Below are 15,757 nucleotides of genomic sequence, written 5' to 3' on the forward strand. Positions count from 1 at the left end.
AAATCTAGTGCTTTTGTAAGCTGCTCACATTCTGGTTTTTGCCGTTCGATCGACAAGCTCCATGAAGGGCCCTGCGAAGATGCAGCGGCTCCTGAAGGAGCGCAGGAATGTCCCGAAACTTCGATCAAGCCTGGGAAGCCCTCGTCGACCATTTCGGTGCCGAGCAGATCAACGGCATCACGAGTTCACGCCGGCAGTTCGGCGACCATCTTTTGCCGGATGCCCAAATCGCGATCGCGGCGCAACTTGTGCCCCATAAGCCGACGCTGCTCGGGGTCCACCAGTTCTACGAACACATCGCTCTCACGATCTCCGGCCTTCTTGTTCGCAGCGGCGAGTATCGGATCCCGATTACGCCGCTCCAGTACCAGGACATGGATGTGGGGGAGGACGATCCGTTCGCGGCTCTGAACAATGGCCTTTGGCTGTTCCAGGTGGAGGGCCGCCCAGCCGCGATCCTCCTCTCCCGCTACATCGACTATTCGGTGCGATCGAGATTTTCGCAGGTCGAGATTGCCACGATGCCGGATCCGGCATCGCTCCAGTTCGCAGCCGGTTTCCTCTCGGAGATCGAGGCGGCAGGAGCACGGTCAACGCTCTACCGTGGCAAGGTACTCTCCTTCGAGGCCGCGAGCGACAGTTCCGGCATGCGCGCACCGATGCAGGTTCACCGGTTGCCCCGCATCCCTCATGAGGCGGTCATCCTCGGAGCGGACGCGATGGAGCGCCTCGACCGGCACGTCTTCGAGTTCGACCGGCACCGGGAGGATTTGAAGCGGCTCGGCCAATCCACCCGTAAGGGCATCCTCCTCTACGGTCCCCCGGGCACCGGCAAGACCCACATCGTCCGCTACATCGCTTCGAACCTGCCGACACGAACGGCGATCTTGATCACCGCCGAGCAGGTCAAGATGCTCGGCCGCTACATGTCGCTCGCACGCACCCTCCAGCCCAGCATCGTCGTGCTGGAGGATGTCGATCTAGTCGGCCGCTCCCGCGAGGGCATGAACAGCCCGAATACCGAGGTGCTCCTCAACCGTCTGCTCAACGAGATGGACGGCTTGCACGACGACGCCGATGTCCTGTTCATCCTCACCACCAACCGTCCCGAGGAGATCGAGGAGGCTCTGGCCTCGCGCCCGGGACGCGTGGACGAGGCGATCGAGATCGCAAACCCCGACGCGGCCTGCCGCGCTCGGCTTGTCAGCCTCTATGGAGAGGCCCTCGATTTCGAGGAGAGGGCGATCGATGCCGTCGTCACCCGATCGGAGGGAGCGAGCGCTGCGTTCATCAAGGAGATGGTCCGTCGTCTCGCGCAAGCCACCATCGCCGCGGGGGCGGGCAACCGGATCACGGTCGCGACGGTCCAATCCGTCCTCGGTGAGGCCGTCGGCAGCCGCAACCGCATCGGTCGCCGCATCATTGGCCTGGCGTCCGGCGCGCCCGAGCGTGCGGGAAAGCAGGCGCCACCCTTCGACGGTTGTGGTGACGATCTCTCGATCGGCCGCTGAGTTAAGTCACCGACCAGCGAGCGGCATGGTGGGGTCGGCATCGTCGGCGCCGTTCCTGCGATGGCTGGACGGGGCGTGAGACGCGCTTGCTCAACCGGCTGGTGCACCGCGCCCCGCCCGCTCCAGGTGCCCCTGGGCGCCCCGACACAGCCGTGAGGGTGGGCGCACCCCGCCGCTCAGCCTTTCCGCTTCGGATCGCGGTTTCCGGCGGCGCGGATCAGGCCGGCGAGACCGGCTTCGATCACCATGTCGGCCGCCTCGGAGGGGGTGAACCAGCGGGCATCGCGCTGGCCGCGTTCGGGAAACTTCTTGAGCTGCTTGCGCACCTCCAGAGGAAACACCTTCACTTGGCAGAGAACCGCGTCGCGGTTCTTCAGGCGCTTCTCGTAGAGATAGAAACCGATCGGCCGCTTGCCGACGCGGCCGACGATGCCGGCCTCCTCATAGGCCTCCTGGGCAGCCGCTTCGAAGGGTTTGCGCCCCTTCATCGGCCAGCCCTTCGGGATGACCCAGCGGCGGGTCTCACGCGACGTGACGAGCAGAACCTCCGTGCCACCCTCCGGTGTCCGGCGCATCGGCAGCACGCCGACCTGGGGCCGCGCTTCGCGGCTGCTATCGATCGGGCCCGCCGTCATGCTGCTGAAACGCCCTGCGGCCGGCGCGGTTCGCGCTCAGCGTTTGCCGCCGGGTCTGCTCCGAGCGGGCGCAGACGAGGCCAAACTTCCTTGAAAGATTGATGACGGGAAGGCACGTCGCTGCGATCGGGGCTGCCGTCGCATCCAGACGATGAGCGACAGGGGTCACTAGCGGAATCGTGGGCAGCAACTCAATCGAAATTTACCCGGCAAAATGGACTGGAGCCGAGGCGTGACGGCTCGATCAGCACGCCGTCGAGAGGTTTTCGATGAGCGCATTCAGGTCGGCCCGCATGGCCTGGATCTCGGGCTCCGACATGTTGAGCTGACACATGACGGACTGGCGTACGGCGATCGCCTCCGAGCGGAGAGCACGGCCTTGATCGGTCAGCGCGATCTCGACCTCGCGCTCGTCGGATTGACGACGATTGCGATTCAGCAATCCGCTCGTCTCCAGCCGTTTGAGCACCGGCGTGAGCGTGCCGGAATCGAGCCGAAGGCGCCGGCCGATCTCGGAGACGGTGACGCCGTCGTTCTCCCAGAGCACGAGAAGCACCAGATATTGCGGGTAAGTCAGCCCCATCCGTTCCAGCATCGGCCGATAGGATTTCGTCATCCGGTGGGCCGCGGCGTAGAGCGCGTAGCAGAGCTGATTGTCCAGCAGCAGCGGGTCCCTCAGTACTTCTGCGCTCTCGTTGGGAGCATTCACGGTTCACATCCTGCCGTTCGACAACGCCTTCCGGCCTGCCGCACCGGGGAAGGGGCGCCGGCTTGCCGGTGATCCTCAACCCTGCCGCGCACCCGACGATAGCGGATGCAACACGGCAAGGCACATGCACAATTGTCCCAGTGGCGACGTCCCGGCGCTTTCTCCACCGCCGGTTCGGACACCCGCTTTTAGCGCTCCCGGTCGAACACGCAAAAAGGCGGCCGTATGGCCGCCCTTCGCTCCGATCATAATGTCACGCGTTCCCCCGCAATGTGCGGGACCCAACCTCAGGCGGCGTCGGCCGTCTCGACCGAGGTCGGGCCGGAATCCTTGCCCCGGGCGTCGACGTCACGATCCACGAACTCGATGACGGCCATGGGAGCGTTGTCGCCGTAGCGGAAGCCCGCCTTCATGATGCGGCAGTAGCCACCCGGACGCGACTGGTAGCGCGGGCCGAGGACCAAGAAGAGCTTCTTGACCATGTCCGCATCGCGGATCTGGGCCATGGCGAGGCGGCGGGCATGGATGCTGTCGGTACGGCCGAGCGAGATCAGCTTCTCGATGACCGGACGCAGATCCTTGGCCTTCGGCAGGGTGGTGACGATCTGCTCGTGCTTGATCAGCGCGGCCGACATGTTGGCGAACATCGCCTTACGATGCTCGGTGGTGCGATTGAAGCGGCGACCGCGATAGCCGTGACGCATGGTGGCTGGTCCTTCTCAGTCACGGCCGCCGTGCCACGGTACGGCCGAGTGCCCCAGGGGCTGTTTTCAGAAAATCCGCGTAACCCAGCGGCGGGATTTCTTTCGGGAGTGCCCGCCCCGGCTTTGCTGGGGCGGGCGGTCGCGCCGACCCAGCGGCTCAGCACCGGGTCCCGAGGCGGCCGAACAAACGACGCCGTGCAGCGCCGCTCAATCAGGCCAGGGGCGGCTTCGCCCCTCAGTAGTGTTCTTCGAAGCGCTTGGCGAGATCCTCGATGTTCTCCGGCGGCCAGCCGGGAACGTCCATGCCGAGGTGCAGGCCCATGCCGGCGAGCACTTCCTTGATCTCGTTGAGCGACTTGCGGCCGAAATTCGGGGTGCGCAGCATCTCGCCCTCCGACTTCTGGATGAGGTCGCCGATATAGACGATGTTGTCGTTCTTCAGGCAGTTCGCCGAACGGACCGACAGTTCGAGCTCGTCCACCTTCTTGAGCAGCGCCGGGTTGAAGGGGAGCTGCGGCGCGAGCGGCGCCGCCTCTTCCTTGCGGGGCTCCTCGAAGTTCACGAAGACTTGGAGCTGGTCCTGGATGATGCGGGCGGCGTAGGCCAGCGCATCCTCCGGCGACACGGCGCCGTTGGTTTCGAGCGTCATCGTCAGCTTGTCCTTGTCGAGATCCTGGCCCTCGCGGGTGGTCTCGACGCGGTAGCTGACCTTGGTCACCGGCGAGTACAGCGCATCGACCGGGATCAGGCCGATCGGCGCATCCTCGGGGCGGTTGTGCTCGGCCGGGACGTAGCCCTTGCCGGTGGCGACCGTGAACTCCATGCGGATCTCGGCCCCGTCGTCCAGGGTGCAGATCACGAGGTCGGGGTTCAGGATCTGGATGTCGCCGACGGCGCCGATGTCGCCCGCGGTGACGAGGCCCGGGCCCGTCTTGCGCAGGGTCATGCGCTTGGGCTGATCCGTCTGCGAGCGGATGGCGATGGTCTTGATGTTGAGGACGATGTCGGTCACGTCCTCACGCACGCCGGGGATGGACGAGAACTCGTGCAGCACGCCGTCGATCTGGACGGAGGTCACGGCGGCGCCCTGAAGCGAGGAGAGCAGCACGCGGCGCAGGCTGTTGCCGAGCGTCGTGCCGAAGCCGCGCTCGAGCGGCTCGGCCACGACGGTGGCGACCCGCTTGGGATCGTCGCCGGCCGTCACCTGCAGCTTGTTCGGCTTGATGAGCTCTTGCCAGTTCTTCTGAATGACCACGGTCCTACCTCTTGCCAAACCCGCGCCGCCGGCGTCCCGGAAAGCGCTACGGCCGGCCCTGGAATGCTCTGGGAGCATCCGGACCGGTCCCCAAAAATCTAAGGCTGCTCGCCCGCCACCCAGAGAGCGGGAACGAAGCGGTAGCCCGCGCCGTCGCGGGCCACGTATCCCAGCGCCGGAAACTCGAGATGCGAGCCGGCGATGAGGGTTCTCTCCGTCGCCACCTCGTCGAGCACGCGCTTGCGAGTCGCCCGGGCCTGATCCCCGTCCACATCGAAGGCGACGCCCGCCTCCGGCTGCTTGAACTGGATCGCCGGCATATGCACCACGTCGGTCCACATCAGCAGGGACTTGTCCCCCGATACGATCCGCATGCCGCAATGGCCGGGCGTGTGGCCGGGCAGCGGAACGGCGGTGATGCCGGGAACCAGCTCACCACCCTCGTGCTTGCGCAGCCGCGCACCGTAGGGCGCCACCGCCTTGCGGGCGTTCTCGAAATACGGCTTGGCCTCGTCCGGCGCCCGCGACAGCGCCGCATCGGGAAGCCAGTGCGCGGCTTCCGTCGCATGCACGACGAGTTCCGCGTTCGGGTAGGCCGCGCTGCCATCCGCCTTCACCAGCCCGCCCGCATGATCGGGATGGAGATGGGTCAGGAGCACGGTCTCGATCTCCTCCGGCGCGACGCCGGCGAGCGCGAGGGCGGCGGGCACCCGGCCCATGGTGTCGGGGCCGAAATGGCCATACCCGGAATCGATCAGCACCGGCTTGCGGCCGGCGCCGGTGACGAGGAACGCGTTGAGCGTGACGACCGGAGCCTCCGGGCGGAAGCCGGCGCGCTGTAGAGCGCCGGCCTCGTCCTGAGGGATACCCGTGACGAGATCGAGGGAGCCCTGAAACCAGCCGTCGTTGAGCGCGGTGACTGTGAGGTCGCCGAGGTTCCAACGCAGCGCGCCGGGTAGGGGCTTCGATCTGTCCGCCATGGGCTTCTCCGCTCGGGGATGCTCCGGTGTCGTGCGATCAGACGCGGCGGCGCTTGCGCGGCCGGCAGCCGTTATGCGGGATCGAGGTGACGTCGCGGATCGAGGTCACGGTGAAGCCCGCGGCCTGGAGCGCACGCAGAGCCGACTCACGGCCCGAACCGGGGCCGGAGACCTCGACCTCGAGGGTGCGCATGCCGTGCTCGGACGCCTTGCGGGCCGCGTCCTCGGCGGCAACCTGGGCCGCATACGGGGTCGACTTGCGCGAGCCCTTGAAGCCCATCGCGCCAGCCGACGACCACGAGATCGTGTTGCCCTGCGCGTCGGTGATGGTGATCATCGTGTTGTTGAACGAGGCGGCGACATGCGCCACGCCCGAGACGATGTTCTTGCGTTCGCGCCGGCGGACGCGGGTCGGTTCCTTAGCCATCTTTTCGCTTTCGTCCTTCAATCACGCCCGTACTTCCAGGCGCTCGGGATTCTTTTGTCACTTGGGCGCGTCCGTCGTGCAGACCCGTCCCGCTCAACCATCGACGGCCGGGGGGCACCCAGCGCGACGGAAAGAAGGCAGAGCAAAGCACGGCCTTCCCATGCCAAAAATTACTTCTTCTTGCCGGCGATCGGCTTCGCCTTGCCCTTGCGGGTGCGGGCGTTGGTGTGGGTGCGCTGGCCGCGGACCGGGAGCTGCTTGCGGTGACGCAGGCCGCGGTAGCAGCCGAGATCCATCAGGCGCTTGATGTTCATCGAGACTTCGCGGCGCAGGTCGCCCTCGACGATGTAGTCGCGGTCGATGGCTTCGCGGATCTGAAGCACCTCGGCGTCGGTGAGCTGGTTCACCCGGCGCTCGGCCGGGATGCCGACCTTCTCGGTGATCTCCTCGGCCTTCTTCGGGCCGATGCCGTGGATGTACTGGAGCGCGATGACGACGCGCTTGGCGGTCGGGATGTTGACGCCGGCGATACGAGCCAAGATGTTCTCTCCATGTGGCGGGCGCGATCGGCCACGCCTCGGCGGATGAAAGCGCGCGTCCGGTGGAGGCCGGCCCCTGCGCGCCGCCCAGAACGACAAATCGGCCCGAAAGCGCGCTCCGTGAGGCGCCCCGAACCACATCCCGCTTGGACGAAGGGGGTCCGCCTAGCGCGGGCCGGATAACTTGTCAACGCTTTGAAAACCGGAATACGGTCCACAGCCGGTAAGACCGTCGCCGAGGCATGAAAAAGCCCGCCCCGTCGGAACGGGAGGCGGGCTTCGAGGTCTGCGCGGTGCCGAGGCTTCAGGAAGAGGCCGTCTCGCGGAAGCTGTCGAGGAGGGCGGTAACATCCCCGGTCACGGCATCGATCGGCTTCATGCCGTCGATCTTCCGCAGCAGACCGGTGCCGGCGTAATAGTCGGAAAGCGGAGCGGTCTGCTTCCTGTAGGCGTCGAGCCGGGTCTTGAAGACCTCCGGCGTGTCGTCCTTCCGCACAGGCTGGCCGCGGGCGGCGGTCTCCTCGGCGCGCTTGGCGATGCGGCCGACGAGGGCGGTCTCGTCGACGACGAATTCCACCACCGCGTCGAGGGCGATGCCCTTCTCCGCCAGCATGGCGTCGAGGGCCTTGGCCTGTTCGACCGTGCGGGGGAAGCCGTCGAGGATGAAGCCGTTCTTGGCGTCGGCTTCCTCGATGCGGTCGGCAACGATGCCGACCACGATCGCGTCGGACACGAGGCCGCCGCTCTCCATGATCGCCTTCGCTTCCAGTCCGACCGGCGTCCTGGCGGCGACCGCGGCGCGCAGCATGTCGCCGGTCGAAAGCTGCGGAACGCGGTAGCGCTCCACGATACGCTCGGACTGCGTACCCTTCCCCGCACCCGGCGGTCCGAGCAGAATGATCCGCATAGCGTCTCCCCGTCCTCAAGGCCCGGCGCCGGGCTCGTTCTTCATGGGCGGCGCGCCCACCTTCCTGAGGCCGCGCCGTCGTCACAACGCTGTGATGCGCAATTCCGAACTGCGCGTCCACCAAACCTTTGTCGAAGGCTGCCTTTCGGGGCGCCTCAGCGGCGCCGCGTCGTAGAGGCGCCACGCAGCTTGGCCTTCTTCACGAGGCCCTCGTACTGATGCGCCATCAGGTGCCCGTGGATCTGAGCCACCGTGTCCATGGTGACCGAGACCACGATCAGCAGCGAGGTGCCGCCGAAGCCCAGCGCCTCCGAGGTGTAGGAGGCGACGATCTCCGGCACGAGGCAGACGAAGGTGAGGTAGGCCGCGCCGATCACCGTGATGCGCGTCAGCACCTTGTCGATGAAGGCCGCGGTCCGCTCCCCCGGACGGATGCCGGGGATGAAGCCGCCCTGCTTCTTCAGGTTGTCGGCGGTCTCCTGCGGATTGAAGACGATCGCCGTGTAGAAGAACGTGAAGAAGATGATCAGGCCGGCATAGGCGACCATGTAGAGCGGCCTTCCGTGGCCGAGATAGGCCGTCAGCGTGCTGAGGATGCCGGTCGAGCCCTGGTTGGCCGAGAAGCTCGCCACCGTCGTCGGAAGCAGCAGCAGCGACGAGGCGAAGATCGGCGGGATCACGCCCGAGGTATTGAGCTTGAGCGGCAGGAACGAGGACTGGCCCTCGTACATGCGGTTGCCGACCTGTCGCTTGGGGTAGTTGATGAGGAGCCGGCGCTGGGCGCGTTCCATGAACACGATGAAGTAGATCAGCGCGACCGCCGCAAGTCCGGCGCCGAGCAGGATGGCGGGCGAGAGCGCGCCGGTGCGGGTGAGTTCGAGCGCCTTGAAGATCGAGGCCGGCAGGTGGGCGACGATACCGGCGAAGATGATGAGCGAGGAGCCGTTGCCGATGCCGCGCGAGGTGATCTGCTCGCCGATCCACATCAGGAACAGCGTGCCGCCGGTCAGCGTCACGACGGTGGAGAGGATGAAGAACGGACCCGGCGTGATGACCGCGTTCGAGCCCTGAAGGCCGAAGGCGATGCCCCAGGACTGAACCAGTGCCAGTACCACCGTGAGGTAGCGGGTGTACTGGTTGATGACCTTGCGGCCCGACTCGCCCTCTTTCTTCAGCGCTTCCAGGGTCGGCACGACCGAGGTCAGAAGCTGAACGATGATGGAGGCCGAGATGTAGGGCATGATGTTGAGCGCGAAGACCGCCATGCGCTCGACGGCACCGCCGGAGAACATGTTGAACATGCCGAGCACGCCGCCGGCCTGGTTCTGGAAGTTCCGCGCGAACTGCTCCGGGTCGATGCCCGGAATCGGGATGTAGGTGCCGAGCCGGAAAACGATGAGCGCGCCCAGGGTGAACCAGATGCGCTTCTTAAGCTCGTCGGCCTTGGCGATGGCGCCGAAGTTCAGGTTCGCGGCAAGCTGTTCGGCGGCTGAGGCCATGTCTCGTATCCCAGGAATTGCCGTCGGGACGCGTCTCGAACGGTCCCTGAAAGCGAAAGCGGCGGCCGCGTGCGAGCACGGGCCGCCGCTTCGGCGTTCGACTTAATCGCGGCGTCAGGCCGACGCAACCGCGCCTTCCGCCGCGCCGCGATGGGCGACGCCGGCGGCGAAGGTCGTGGTCACCGAGCCGCCAGCCTTCTCGACGGCCTCGATGGCCGACTTGGAGGCGCGGGTCACCTCGAAGCTGAGCTTCGAGGTCAGCTCGCCGACACCGAGCAGCTTCACGCCGTCGCGGGCGCGGGCGATGATGCCGGCCTTGACCAGCGCATCGACCGTGATGGCGGCGTTCGCGTCGAGCTTGCCGGCATCCACGGCCTGCTGCACCCGGCCGAGATTCACCTCGTTCAGGTCATGGGCGTGGATGTTGTTGAAGCCGCGCTTGGGCAGGCGCCGATGCAGCGGCATCTGGCCGCCCTCGAAGCCCTTGATGGACACGCCGCTCCGGGCCTTCTGACCCTTCACGCCGCGGCCACCGGTCTTGCCTTTGCCGGAGCCGATGCCCCGGCCGACGCGCATGCGGGCCTTGGTGGCCCCTTCGTTGTCGCGGATCTCGTTGAGCTTCATGGTGGAGCCCTCCTCACGCCGCGGCGTCGTCGAGGACGCGCACGAGGTGCGCGACCTTGCGGATCATTCCGCGGACCGAGGGAGTGTCCTCCAGCTCGGAAACGCGGTGTAGCTTGTTCAGCTTGAGGCCGACCAGCGTCGCACGCTGGGAGGCTTCGCGGCGGATCGGCGAGCCGATCTGCTCGATGCGGACAGTCTTGGTTGCCATGCTGCCCTCCCTTACGCGACGGCCGCTTCGGAGGTGTCGGCCGGGTCGGCGTCACGGCGACGGGCCTGGAGGGCCGACACCTTGAGACCGCGACGGGCCGCGACCGAGCGCGGGCTGTCCTCGTTCTTGAGCGCGTCGAAGGTGGCGCGCACGAGGTTGTAGGGGTTGGACGAGCCGAGCGACTTGGCGACGACGTCCTGCATGCCGAGCGTCTCGAACACGGCGCGCATCGGACCACCCGCGATGATGCCGGTGCCCTGGGGCGCGGCGCGCAGGATGACCTTGCCGGCGCCGTGACGTCCGTTGACGTCGTGGTGCAGGGTGCGGCCCTCGCGCAGCGACACCCGGATCAGACCGCGCTTGGCGGCCTCGGTCGCCTTGCGGATCGCCTCCGGCACCTCACGGGCCTTGCCGTGGCCGAAGCCGACGCGGCCCTTCTGGTCGCCGACGACGACGAGCGCCGCGAAGCCGAAGCGACGGCCACCCTTCACCACTTTGGCGACGCGGTTGATGTGGACGAGCTTGTCCACGAACTCGCTGTCGCGCTCCTCGCGGTCGTCGCGGCGACGACCCTCGCGTTCACGTGCCATATCTGATTCCTGTTATCTCACTGACGCGGATCGGAACGACCCGCTCGCTCGATGGGTCCCCTCCCCACGAGGGGGAGGGAACGCGGCGTCTTAGAAGTCCAGGCCACCCTCACGGGCAGCGTCGGCGAGAGCCTTGACGCGACCGTGGAAGATGTAGCCCGAGCGGTCGAAGACGACCTTGGTGACGCCCGCAGCCTTGGCGCGCTCGGCGACGAGCTTGCCGACCGCCTCGGCCGCTGCCTTGTCGGCACCGGTCTTCAGGCTGGACTTCAGATCCTTGTCGAGGCTCGACGCGGCGGCGAGCGTACGGCCCGCGGCGTCGTCGATGACCTGGACGTAGATCTGCTTGGACGAGCGGAACACCGACAACCGCGGACGGCCGTTGGCGGCAGCTCTGAGGGCCCGACGGACCCGCGCCTTGCGACGCAGGAGGGCTTCGTTCTTGTTCGACATGATCGCCCCCCTTACTTCTTCTTGCCTTCCTTGCGGAAGATGAATTCGCCAGCGTATTTCACGCCCTTGCCCTTATAGGGCTCGGGACCGCGATACTCGCGAATCTCCGCCGCGACCTGACCGACGCGCTGCCGGTCGATGCCCGACACCACGATTTCCGTGGGCTTGGGCGTCACGATGGTGATGCCGGCCGGGATCTCGTACTCGATGTCGTGGCTGTAGCCGAGCGAGAGCTTGAGCGCTTTGCCGGCCATCGCGGCGCGGTAGCCGACGCCCGTGATCTCCAGCTTCTTCTCGAAACCCTTGGAAACGCCCTCGACGAGGTTCGCCACCTGGGCGCGCGAGGTGCCCCACAGGGAGCGGGCCTGCTTCGACTGGTCCTTGGGCTGCACCGAGACGGCGCCGTCCTTGAACTCGACGACCACCTGGGACGGGACGACGAACTGGAGTTCGCCCTTCGAGCCCTTCACCTTCACCGTCTGACCCGTGACCGTGGCGGTGACGCCAGACGGGACGGGGACGGGCTTCTTGCCTACGCGAGACATGTCGCTGTCCTCCGGATCAGAACACCTTGCAGAGCACTTCACCGCCGACGTTGCGCTCGCGCGCAACGTGATCGGCCATGACGCCCTGCGGGGTCGAGATGATGGTGACGCCGAGGCCGTCGGCGACGCGCGGCAACTCGCCAACCGACGAGTAGACACGGCGGCCGGGCTTCGACACCCGCTTGATCTCCCGGATGACCGGGCGACCGTCGTAGTACTTGAGTTCGATCTGGAACTCCGTGCGGCCGTTGCCGAGGTCCTGCACCGCGTAATCGCGGATGTAGCCCTCGGACTTCAGGACGTCGAGAACCGAGGCGCGCAGGCGCGAGCCGGGGGTCTGGACGACGTTGCGGCGACGGCTCTGACCGTTGCGGATGCGGGTGAGCATGTCACCCACGGGATCGTTCACCATGGATGCCTCCCCTTACCAGCTGGACTTCACGAGGCCGGGGATGAGACCCCGGTTGCCGAGCTCGCGCAGAGCCACGCGTGAGATGCCGAGCTTGCGGTAGTAGGCCCGCGGACGGCCGGTCATCTCGCAACGGTTGCGGATGCGGGTGGCCGACGAGTTGCGCGGCAGTTCCGCGAGCTTCAGGCGCGCCTCGAAGCGCTCCTCCATCTCACGGGACTCGTCGTTGGCGATGGCGAGGAGGGCTTTGCGCTTCTCGGCGAAGCGCTTCACCAGATCCTTGCGGTGGTTGTTCTTCTCGACTGAGCTTTTCTTAGCCATGTCTTTCTCCAGTGTCCGCGTCTAAGCGACGTTGCCGCCGCTTACTGCCGGAACGGGAACTTGAAATGGGCGAGGAGAGCCTTGGCCTCTTCGTCCGTGGTGGCGCTCGTCTGGACGACGATGTCCATGCCCCAGGTCTGCTCCGCCTTGTCGTAGGAGATCTCCGGGAACACGAGGTGCTCCTTGAGGCCCATGGCGTAGTTGCCACGGCCGTCGAAGGAACGCGGGTTCAGGCCGCGGAAGTCGCGGACGCGCGGCAGCGCGATCGTGACGAGACGGTCCATGAACTCGTACATGCGAGCCTTGCGCAGGGTCACCTTGCAGCCGATCGGCATGCCTTCGCGGACCTTGAAGGTCGCGATCGCCTTGCGGGCGCGGGTGATGACCGGCTTCTGGCCGGCGATGAGCGCGAGGTCGCCCGCCGCAACGGTGGCCTTCTTCGAGTCCGCGGTGGACTCGCCGACGCCCATGTTGATGACGATCTTCTCGATCTGCGGGACCTGCATCGGGTTTGCGTACCCGAACTGCTCGATCAGCTTCTGCCGGACAACCTCGTCGTAGTGCTTGCGCAGACGCGGGATGTAGGCGTTCTTGTCGGCCTCAGCCATCGATCTGATCCCCCGTGGTCTTGGCGAACCGGACCTTGCGCCCGTCGTCGAGGATGCGGAACCCAACACGGGTCGGCTTGCCGTTGGCGTCGGCCACCGCGATGTTGGACAGTTGGATGGCAGCTTCCTTGGAGATGATGCCGCCTTCCTGGTTCTGGGTCTGGCGCTGGTGCTTCTTCACCAGGTTGACGCCGCGAACGAAGGCCTTGTCCTCCTTCGGCATGACCTGGATGACCTCGCCGGAGCGACCCGCGTCGCGACCGGTGAGAACGACGACCGTGTCGCCCTTCTTGATCTTGGCGGCCATCACAGCACCTCAGGAGCGAGCGAGATGATCTTCATGTGGTTGCGCGCGCGCAACTCACGCGGCACCGGTCCGAAGATACGGGTGCCGACCGGCTCCTTCTGATTGTTGATCAGAACGGCGGCGTTCTTGTCGAAGCGGATCACCGAACCATCGGCGCGCTTCACGTCCTTGGCCGTGCGCACGACGACCGCCTTCATGACGTCGCCCTTCTTCACGCGGCCGCGCGGGATCGCCTCCTTGACGGAGACGACGATGATGTCGCCGACGCCGGCATATTTGCGCTTCGACCCGCCGAGTACCTTGATGCACATCACGCGGCGCGCACCCGAATTGTCGGCGACGTCCAGATTCGTCTGCATCTGGATCACGGGAGTGACCTTTCCTTGTTTCAGGCGGGTTTCCGCACACGGACGGTATTGCCCGGCGGACGACGCCTGAGGGGGATCTGATGTCCCCGGCTCATGTAAGAGACCGCGCTATCGGCGTTGGAATGCCGGCGCGGTCACCGCGTACGAAGGGATGCGAGCACCCCAAGGACTGTCGCGAAGGCGTGCCCGATACTACGGACGCGGGCTCTGTGCAAGCCTGGAGACGGGTGAATTCGCGCGCGCCTGCTGCTGCCGGGAGGGCCGCGCGGAGGATTTCCGGCAGGGTGCCGGCCAGGGTGCCGGCTATGGTTCCGGCGTTGAGGGAGCGGGGTCGGAGCGGCTTTGGTCTCCGTCCGCCGGGGCTCGGGCCGGGGCGGTCAGCAACCTTTGCAGATCGAGCCCATGGTCTTGTTCATCTTCGCGTCCCAAGCCTTGTCGCGCGCCTGCGCGGCGCGCTGGGCCTTGAGCATCTGCTCCTGGGAGACGGACGAGATGTCGCCCTGCGTCTGAGCCGGGGCCGGCGGCTTGGTCTGGCCGGTCGCGGTGACGGTGCGGCCGGTCGGGGTGACCCGGATGTCACCCCCATCCTGAGCGAGGACAGGACCGGAGAGCACGAGGCCGGAAAGCAGGAGGGCGGAGACGGCGATCGGGCAACGCATGGCTTCTCATCACTCCCTGGCGCAGGCCGCCGGAACCAGCGGGCTTGAGGCCGCAGCGTCGCGCGGAGGACGAGTCCGGGGGATCGAGTCGGGGGCAACGCTGCGGTCACGTCCCCAGCCGCCCCGTCCGCGCGCCTGGAAGCCTCTACGTGGCACCTGACCGAGCCGGTCGCAAGCGCTGCGGCGACCGCGCGACCGCCGGCTCCGTGCCGATGCACACCGTTGTCGCCCGTGGATCGGTCCCGGCGCCTTGCCGAAGCCGTTCCGCCTTGGGGGTATGGCCCGACTCGCGGGCTCGTCAATGCGCCTCGGGCTGAGCGTCGGCCACCGTATTGGCCTTCGAGTAGCTCGTCCGGGGTCGTTCGGTCGGATCTTCGAAGGAGCCCGCCCACAGGCCGAGGCGCTTGCCCCAGGCCACCGTCTCGGCGCCGACATAGGCGGCGCGCTGGTTGCGCTCGGCCATGGCGAGGCCCTTCTCCGCCATCCAGGCGCTCAGGTCCTCCTTGTCCCGGTGGCAGACGGAGAGCGCACGGCCGTAGCTGTCCGTCTCGCGGATCTGGCAGGTGACGGTGGCATCCTTCAGGTGGGCAGCCAGCGCCTTGGCCGAGTGGGCACCGCAGGCATAGCCGTGGCCCTTGGCGTTCAGGCAGGTTTGCTTCAGGCCGGGCGCCGCCACGCCGTAGAGGCCGACGACGCGCCCGCCGACGACCAGCGTGTCGCCGCTCAGGATCCGCGGCCGACCGCTCACGCTTTCGCTGGCGTGGCCGTCGCCGACGGCACCGCCGCCAAATGCGGCGAGGACGATGACGATGGAGCATCGTCCTCGATAGAGGATCCAGGACGATGCTCTATCCTCTTGTTTTTGCATCAACCTTTTCCGAAAGCCGGCAACCACCTTTCGGGATGATGCTCTAAGGCCGAGAAATCCCGTTCGTCTCATCGAAACACCATGGGTTTCCGACGCTTTTCCTGAGGAGGTTTTCCCTGCGGAGGCGTCGGCAAATCGCTCTACCGAAGACTCTCACGTGTCTGTCGCTCACGTGATGGACGAAACGCCCGATCCCTTCCGCCCCAAAGGGCTTCGACAGGGGAGCGAGCGTCTGTCGGACAACCTGAAGCATGGCTTATGCCCTTTTCGTGGCCTGCGGCATGCCGCGGCGACATGCCGGTGCCGCGCCCCTCGCCGCAGGGTCCGCCTCGGGTTCCTTAACCAAGAACTGGCGTTCCGCTGCGTCCGGTCGACAATCAAGCCGGTCGCCGCTGTCGGAACGGCGCATCCGCCCTATCCTTGGCGGCGCCGGTGGGTTCGCTCCCGGTCGCTTGCGCCCACCGGACGGTGATGCCCCCAAACCGTTCGGTGGGCGTGAGCGTAGAGGGCGGCCTCATCGGACCCTGTCTTACTGTCCGCCGCGCACCGGATGCCGGCACATGGAGAGGGCACGCGCTCCAGACTCAAGGCATCGGGATGTCGCCTGCATCCTCGCTTGCGAACGGGATCG

At 66.6% G+C, this 15,757-nt stretch carries 22 protein-coding genes; 1 reads left to right on the forward strand and 21 read right to left on the reverse strand.

The window, feature by feature from the left end:
• Window positions 1-107: 107 nt before the first annotated feature.
• Complete coding sequence (locus Y590_RS10030; RefSeq protein ID WP_060769715.1) at window positions 108-1,511, forward strand: AAA family ATPase; 1,404 nt, start codon at window positions 108-110, stop codon at window positions 1,509-1,511.
• Window positions 1,512-1,687: 176 nt separating this feature from the next.
• On the opposite strand, the gene Y590_RS10035 is transcribed toward Y590_RS10030, so the two are convergent.
• From Y590_RS10035 to Y590_RS10135, 21 genes are all read right to left on the reverse strand, one after another.
• Window positions 1,688-2,146, reverse strand: a complete 459-nt coding sequence (locus Y590_RS10035; protein WP_060769716.1) for an NUDIX hydrolase — start codon at window positions 2,144-2,146, stop codon at window positions 1,688-1,690.
• Window positions 2,147-2,390: 244 nt separating this feature from the next.
• Window positions 2,391-2,855 carry a MarR family winged helix-turn-helix transcriptional regulator gene (locus Y590_RS10040; protein ID WP_060769717.1) on the reverse strand — a complete coding sequence of 155 codons (465 nt, stop codon included), beginning with the start codon at window positions 2,853-2,855 and terminating at the stop codon, window positions 2,391-2,393.
• Window positions 2,856-3,142: 287 nt separating this feature from the next.
• Window positions 3,143-3,559, reverse strand: coding sequence for a 50S ribosomal protein L17 (gene rplQ, locus Y590_RS10045; protein WP_060769718.1), 417 nt, complete (start codon window positions 3,557-3,559; stop codon window positions 3,143-3,145).
• Between the two features lie 235 nt (window positions 3,560-3,794).
• Window positions 3,795-4,814 carry a DNA-directed RNA polymerase subunit alpha gene (locus tag Y590_RS10050; protein WP_056198883.1) on the reverse strand — a complete coding sequence of 340 codons (1,020 nt, stop codon included), beginning with the start codon at window positions 4,812-4,814 and terminating at the stop codon, window positions 3,795-3,797.
• 98 nt (window positions 4,815-4,912) lie between these two features.
• On the reverse strand, window positions 4,913-5,794 hold the full coding sequence (locus tag Y590_RS10055; RefSeq protein ID WP_060769719.1) for an MBL fold metallo-hydrolase: 882 nt from the start codon (window positions 5,792-5,794) through the stop codon (window positions 4,913-4,915).
• 37 nt (window positions 5,795-5,831) lie between these two features.
• Complete coding sequence (rpsK, locus tag Y590_RS10060) at window positions 5,832-6,221, reverse strand: 30S ribosomal protein S11 (RefSeq protein WP_003597118.1); 390 nt, start codon at window positions 6,219-6,221, stop codon at window positions 5,832-5,834.
• Between the two features lie 170 nt (window positions 6,222-6,391).
• Window positions 6,392-6,760, reverse strand: coding sequence for a 30S ribosomal protein S13 (gene rpsM, locus Y590_RS10065; protein WP_003597120.1), 369 nt, complete (start codon window positions 6,758-6,760; stop codon window positions 6,392-6,394).
• Between the two features lie 304 nt (window positions 6,761-7,064).
• Window positions 7,065-7,667, reverse strand: a complete 603-nt coding sequence (locus Y590_RS10070; protein ID WP_060769720.1) for an adenylate kinase — start codon at window positions 7,665-7,667, stop codon at window positions 7,065-7,067.
• Window positions 7,668-7,822: 155 nt separating this feature from the next.
• A complete protein-coding gene (gene secY / locus Y590_RS10075) occupies window positions 7,823-9,166 on the reverse strand; it encodes a preprotein translocase subunit SecY (protein WP_060769721.1) in 1,344 nt (447 codons plus the stop codon).
• Between the two features lie 114 nt (window positions 9,167-9,280).
• The gene (gene rplO, locus Y590_RS10080) at window positions 9,281-9,790 is read right to left on the reverse strand and encodes a 50S ribosomal protein L15 (RefSeq protein WP_056198870.1); all 510 of its coding nucleotides are present in this window, start codon (window positions 9,788-9,790) and stop codon (window positions 9,281-9,283) included.
• Between the two features lie 13 nt (window positions 9,791-9,803).
• The gene (gene rpmD, locus Y590_RS10085) at window positions 9,804-9,998 is read right to left on the reverse strand and encodes a 50S ribosomal protein L30 (RefSeq protein ID WP_012253651.1); all 195 of its coding nucleotides are present in this window, start codon (window positions 9,996-9,998) and stop codon (window positions 9,804-9,806) included.
• A gap of 11 nt (window positions 9,999-10,009) precedes the next feature.
• A complete protein-coding gene (gene rpsE / locus Y590_RS10090) occupies window positions 10,010-10,588 on the reverse strand; it encodes a 30S ribosomal protein S5 (protein WP_012253652.1) in 579 nt (192 codons plus the stop codon).
• A gap of 90 nt (window positions 10,589-10,678) precedes the next feature.
• Window positions 10,679-11,041, reverse strand: coding sequence for a 50S ribosomal protein L18 (gene rplR, locus Y590_RS10095; protein ID WP_003597133.1), 363 nt, complete (start codon window positions 11,039-11,041; stop codon window positions 10,679-10,681).
• A gap of 11 nt (window positions 11,042-11,052) precedes the next feature.
• The gene (gene rplF / locus Y590_RS10100) at window positions 11,053-11,586 is read right to left on the reverse strand and encodes a 50S ribosomal protein L6 (protein ID WP_012253653.1); all 534 of its coding nucleotides are present in this window, start codon (window positions 11,584-11,586) and stop codon (window positions 11,053-11,055) included.
• A 16-nt stretch (window positions 11,587-11,602) separates the two neighbouring features.
• Complete coding sequence (gene rpsH / locus Y590_RS10105; RefSeq protein ID WP_003597138.1) at window positions 11,603-11,998, reverse strand: 30S ribosomal protein S8; 396 nt, start codon at window positions 11,996-11,998, stop codon at window positions 11,603-11,605.
• A 12-nt stretch (window positions 11,999-12,010) separates the two neighbouring features.
• Window positions 12,011-12,316, reverse strand: a complete 306-nt coding sequence (gene rpsN, locus Y590_RS10110) for a 30S ribosomal protein S14 (RefSeq protein ID WP_003597141.1) — start codon at window positions 12,314-12,316, stop codon at window positions 12,011-12,013.
• Window positions 12,317-12,357: 41 nt separating this feature from the next.
• Window positions 12,358-12,924: a 50S ribosomal protein L5 gene (gene rplE / locus Y590_RS10115; protein ID WP_003597142.1), complete on the reverse strand. Its 567-nt coding sequence runs from the start codon at window positions 12,922-12,924 to the stop codon at window positions 12,358-12,360.
• Window positions 12,917-13,231 carry a 50S ribosomal protein L24 gene (gene rplX, locus Y590_RS10120; RefSeq protein ID WP_003597143.1) on the reverse strand — a complete coding sequence of 105 codons (315 nt, stop codon included), beginning with the start codon at window positions 13,229-13,231 and terminating at the stop codon, window positions 12,917-12,919. Before rplX ends, rplE begins: the two co-directional genes overlap by 8 nt.
• A complete protein-coding gene (gene rplN, locus Y590_RS10125; RefSeq protein ID WP_012253654.1) occupies window positions 13,231-13,599 on the reverse strand; it encodes a 50S ribosomal protein L14 in 369 nt (122 codons plus the stop codon). The genes rplX and rplN overlap by 1 nt, the downstream gene beginning before the upstream one ends.
• Window positions 13,600-13,976: 377 nt before the next feature.
• A complete protein-coding gene (locus Y590_RS10130) occupies window positions 13,977-14,258 on the reverse strand; it encodes a hypothetical protein (protein WP_060769722.1) in 282 nt (93 codons plus the stop codon).
• Window positions 14,259-14,556: 298 nt separating this feature from the next.
• Window positions 14,557-15,126 carry a thermonuclease family protein gene (locus Y590_RS10135; protein WP_060769723.1) on the reverse strand — a complete coding sequence of 190 codons (570 nt, stop codon included), beginning with the start codon at window positions 15,124-15,126 and terminating at the stop codon, window positions 14,557-14,559.
• Window positions 15,127-15,757: the final 631 nt, after the last annotated feature.

It is taken from the genome of Methylobacterium sp. AMS5 (assembly GCF_001542815.1).
Classification (GTDB): Bacteria; Pseudomonadota; Alphaproteobacteria; order Rhizobiales; family Beijerinckiaceae; genus Methylobacterium.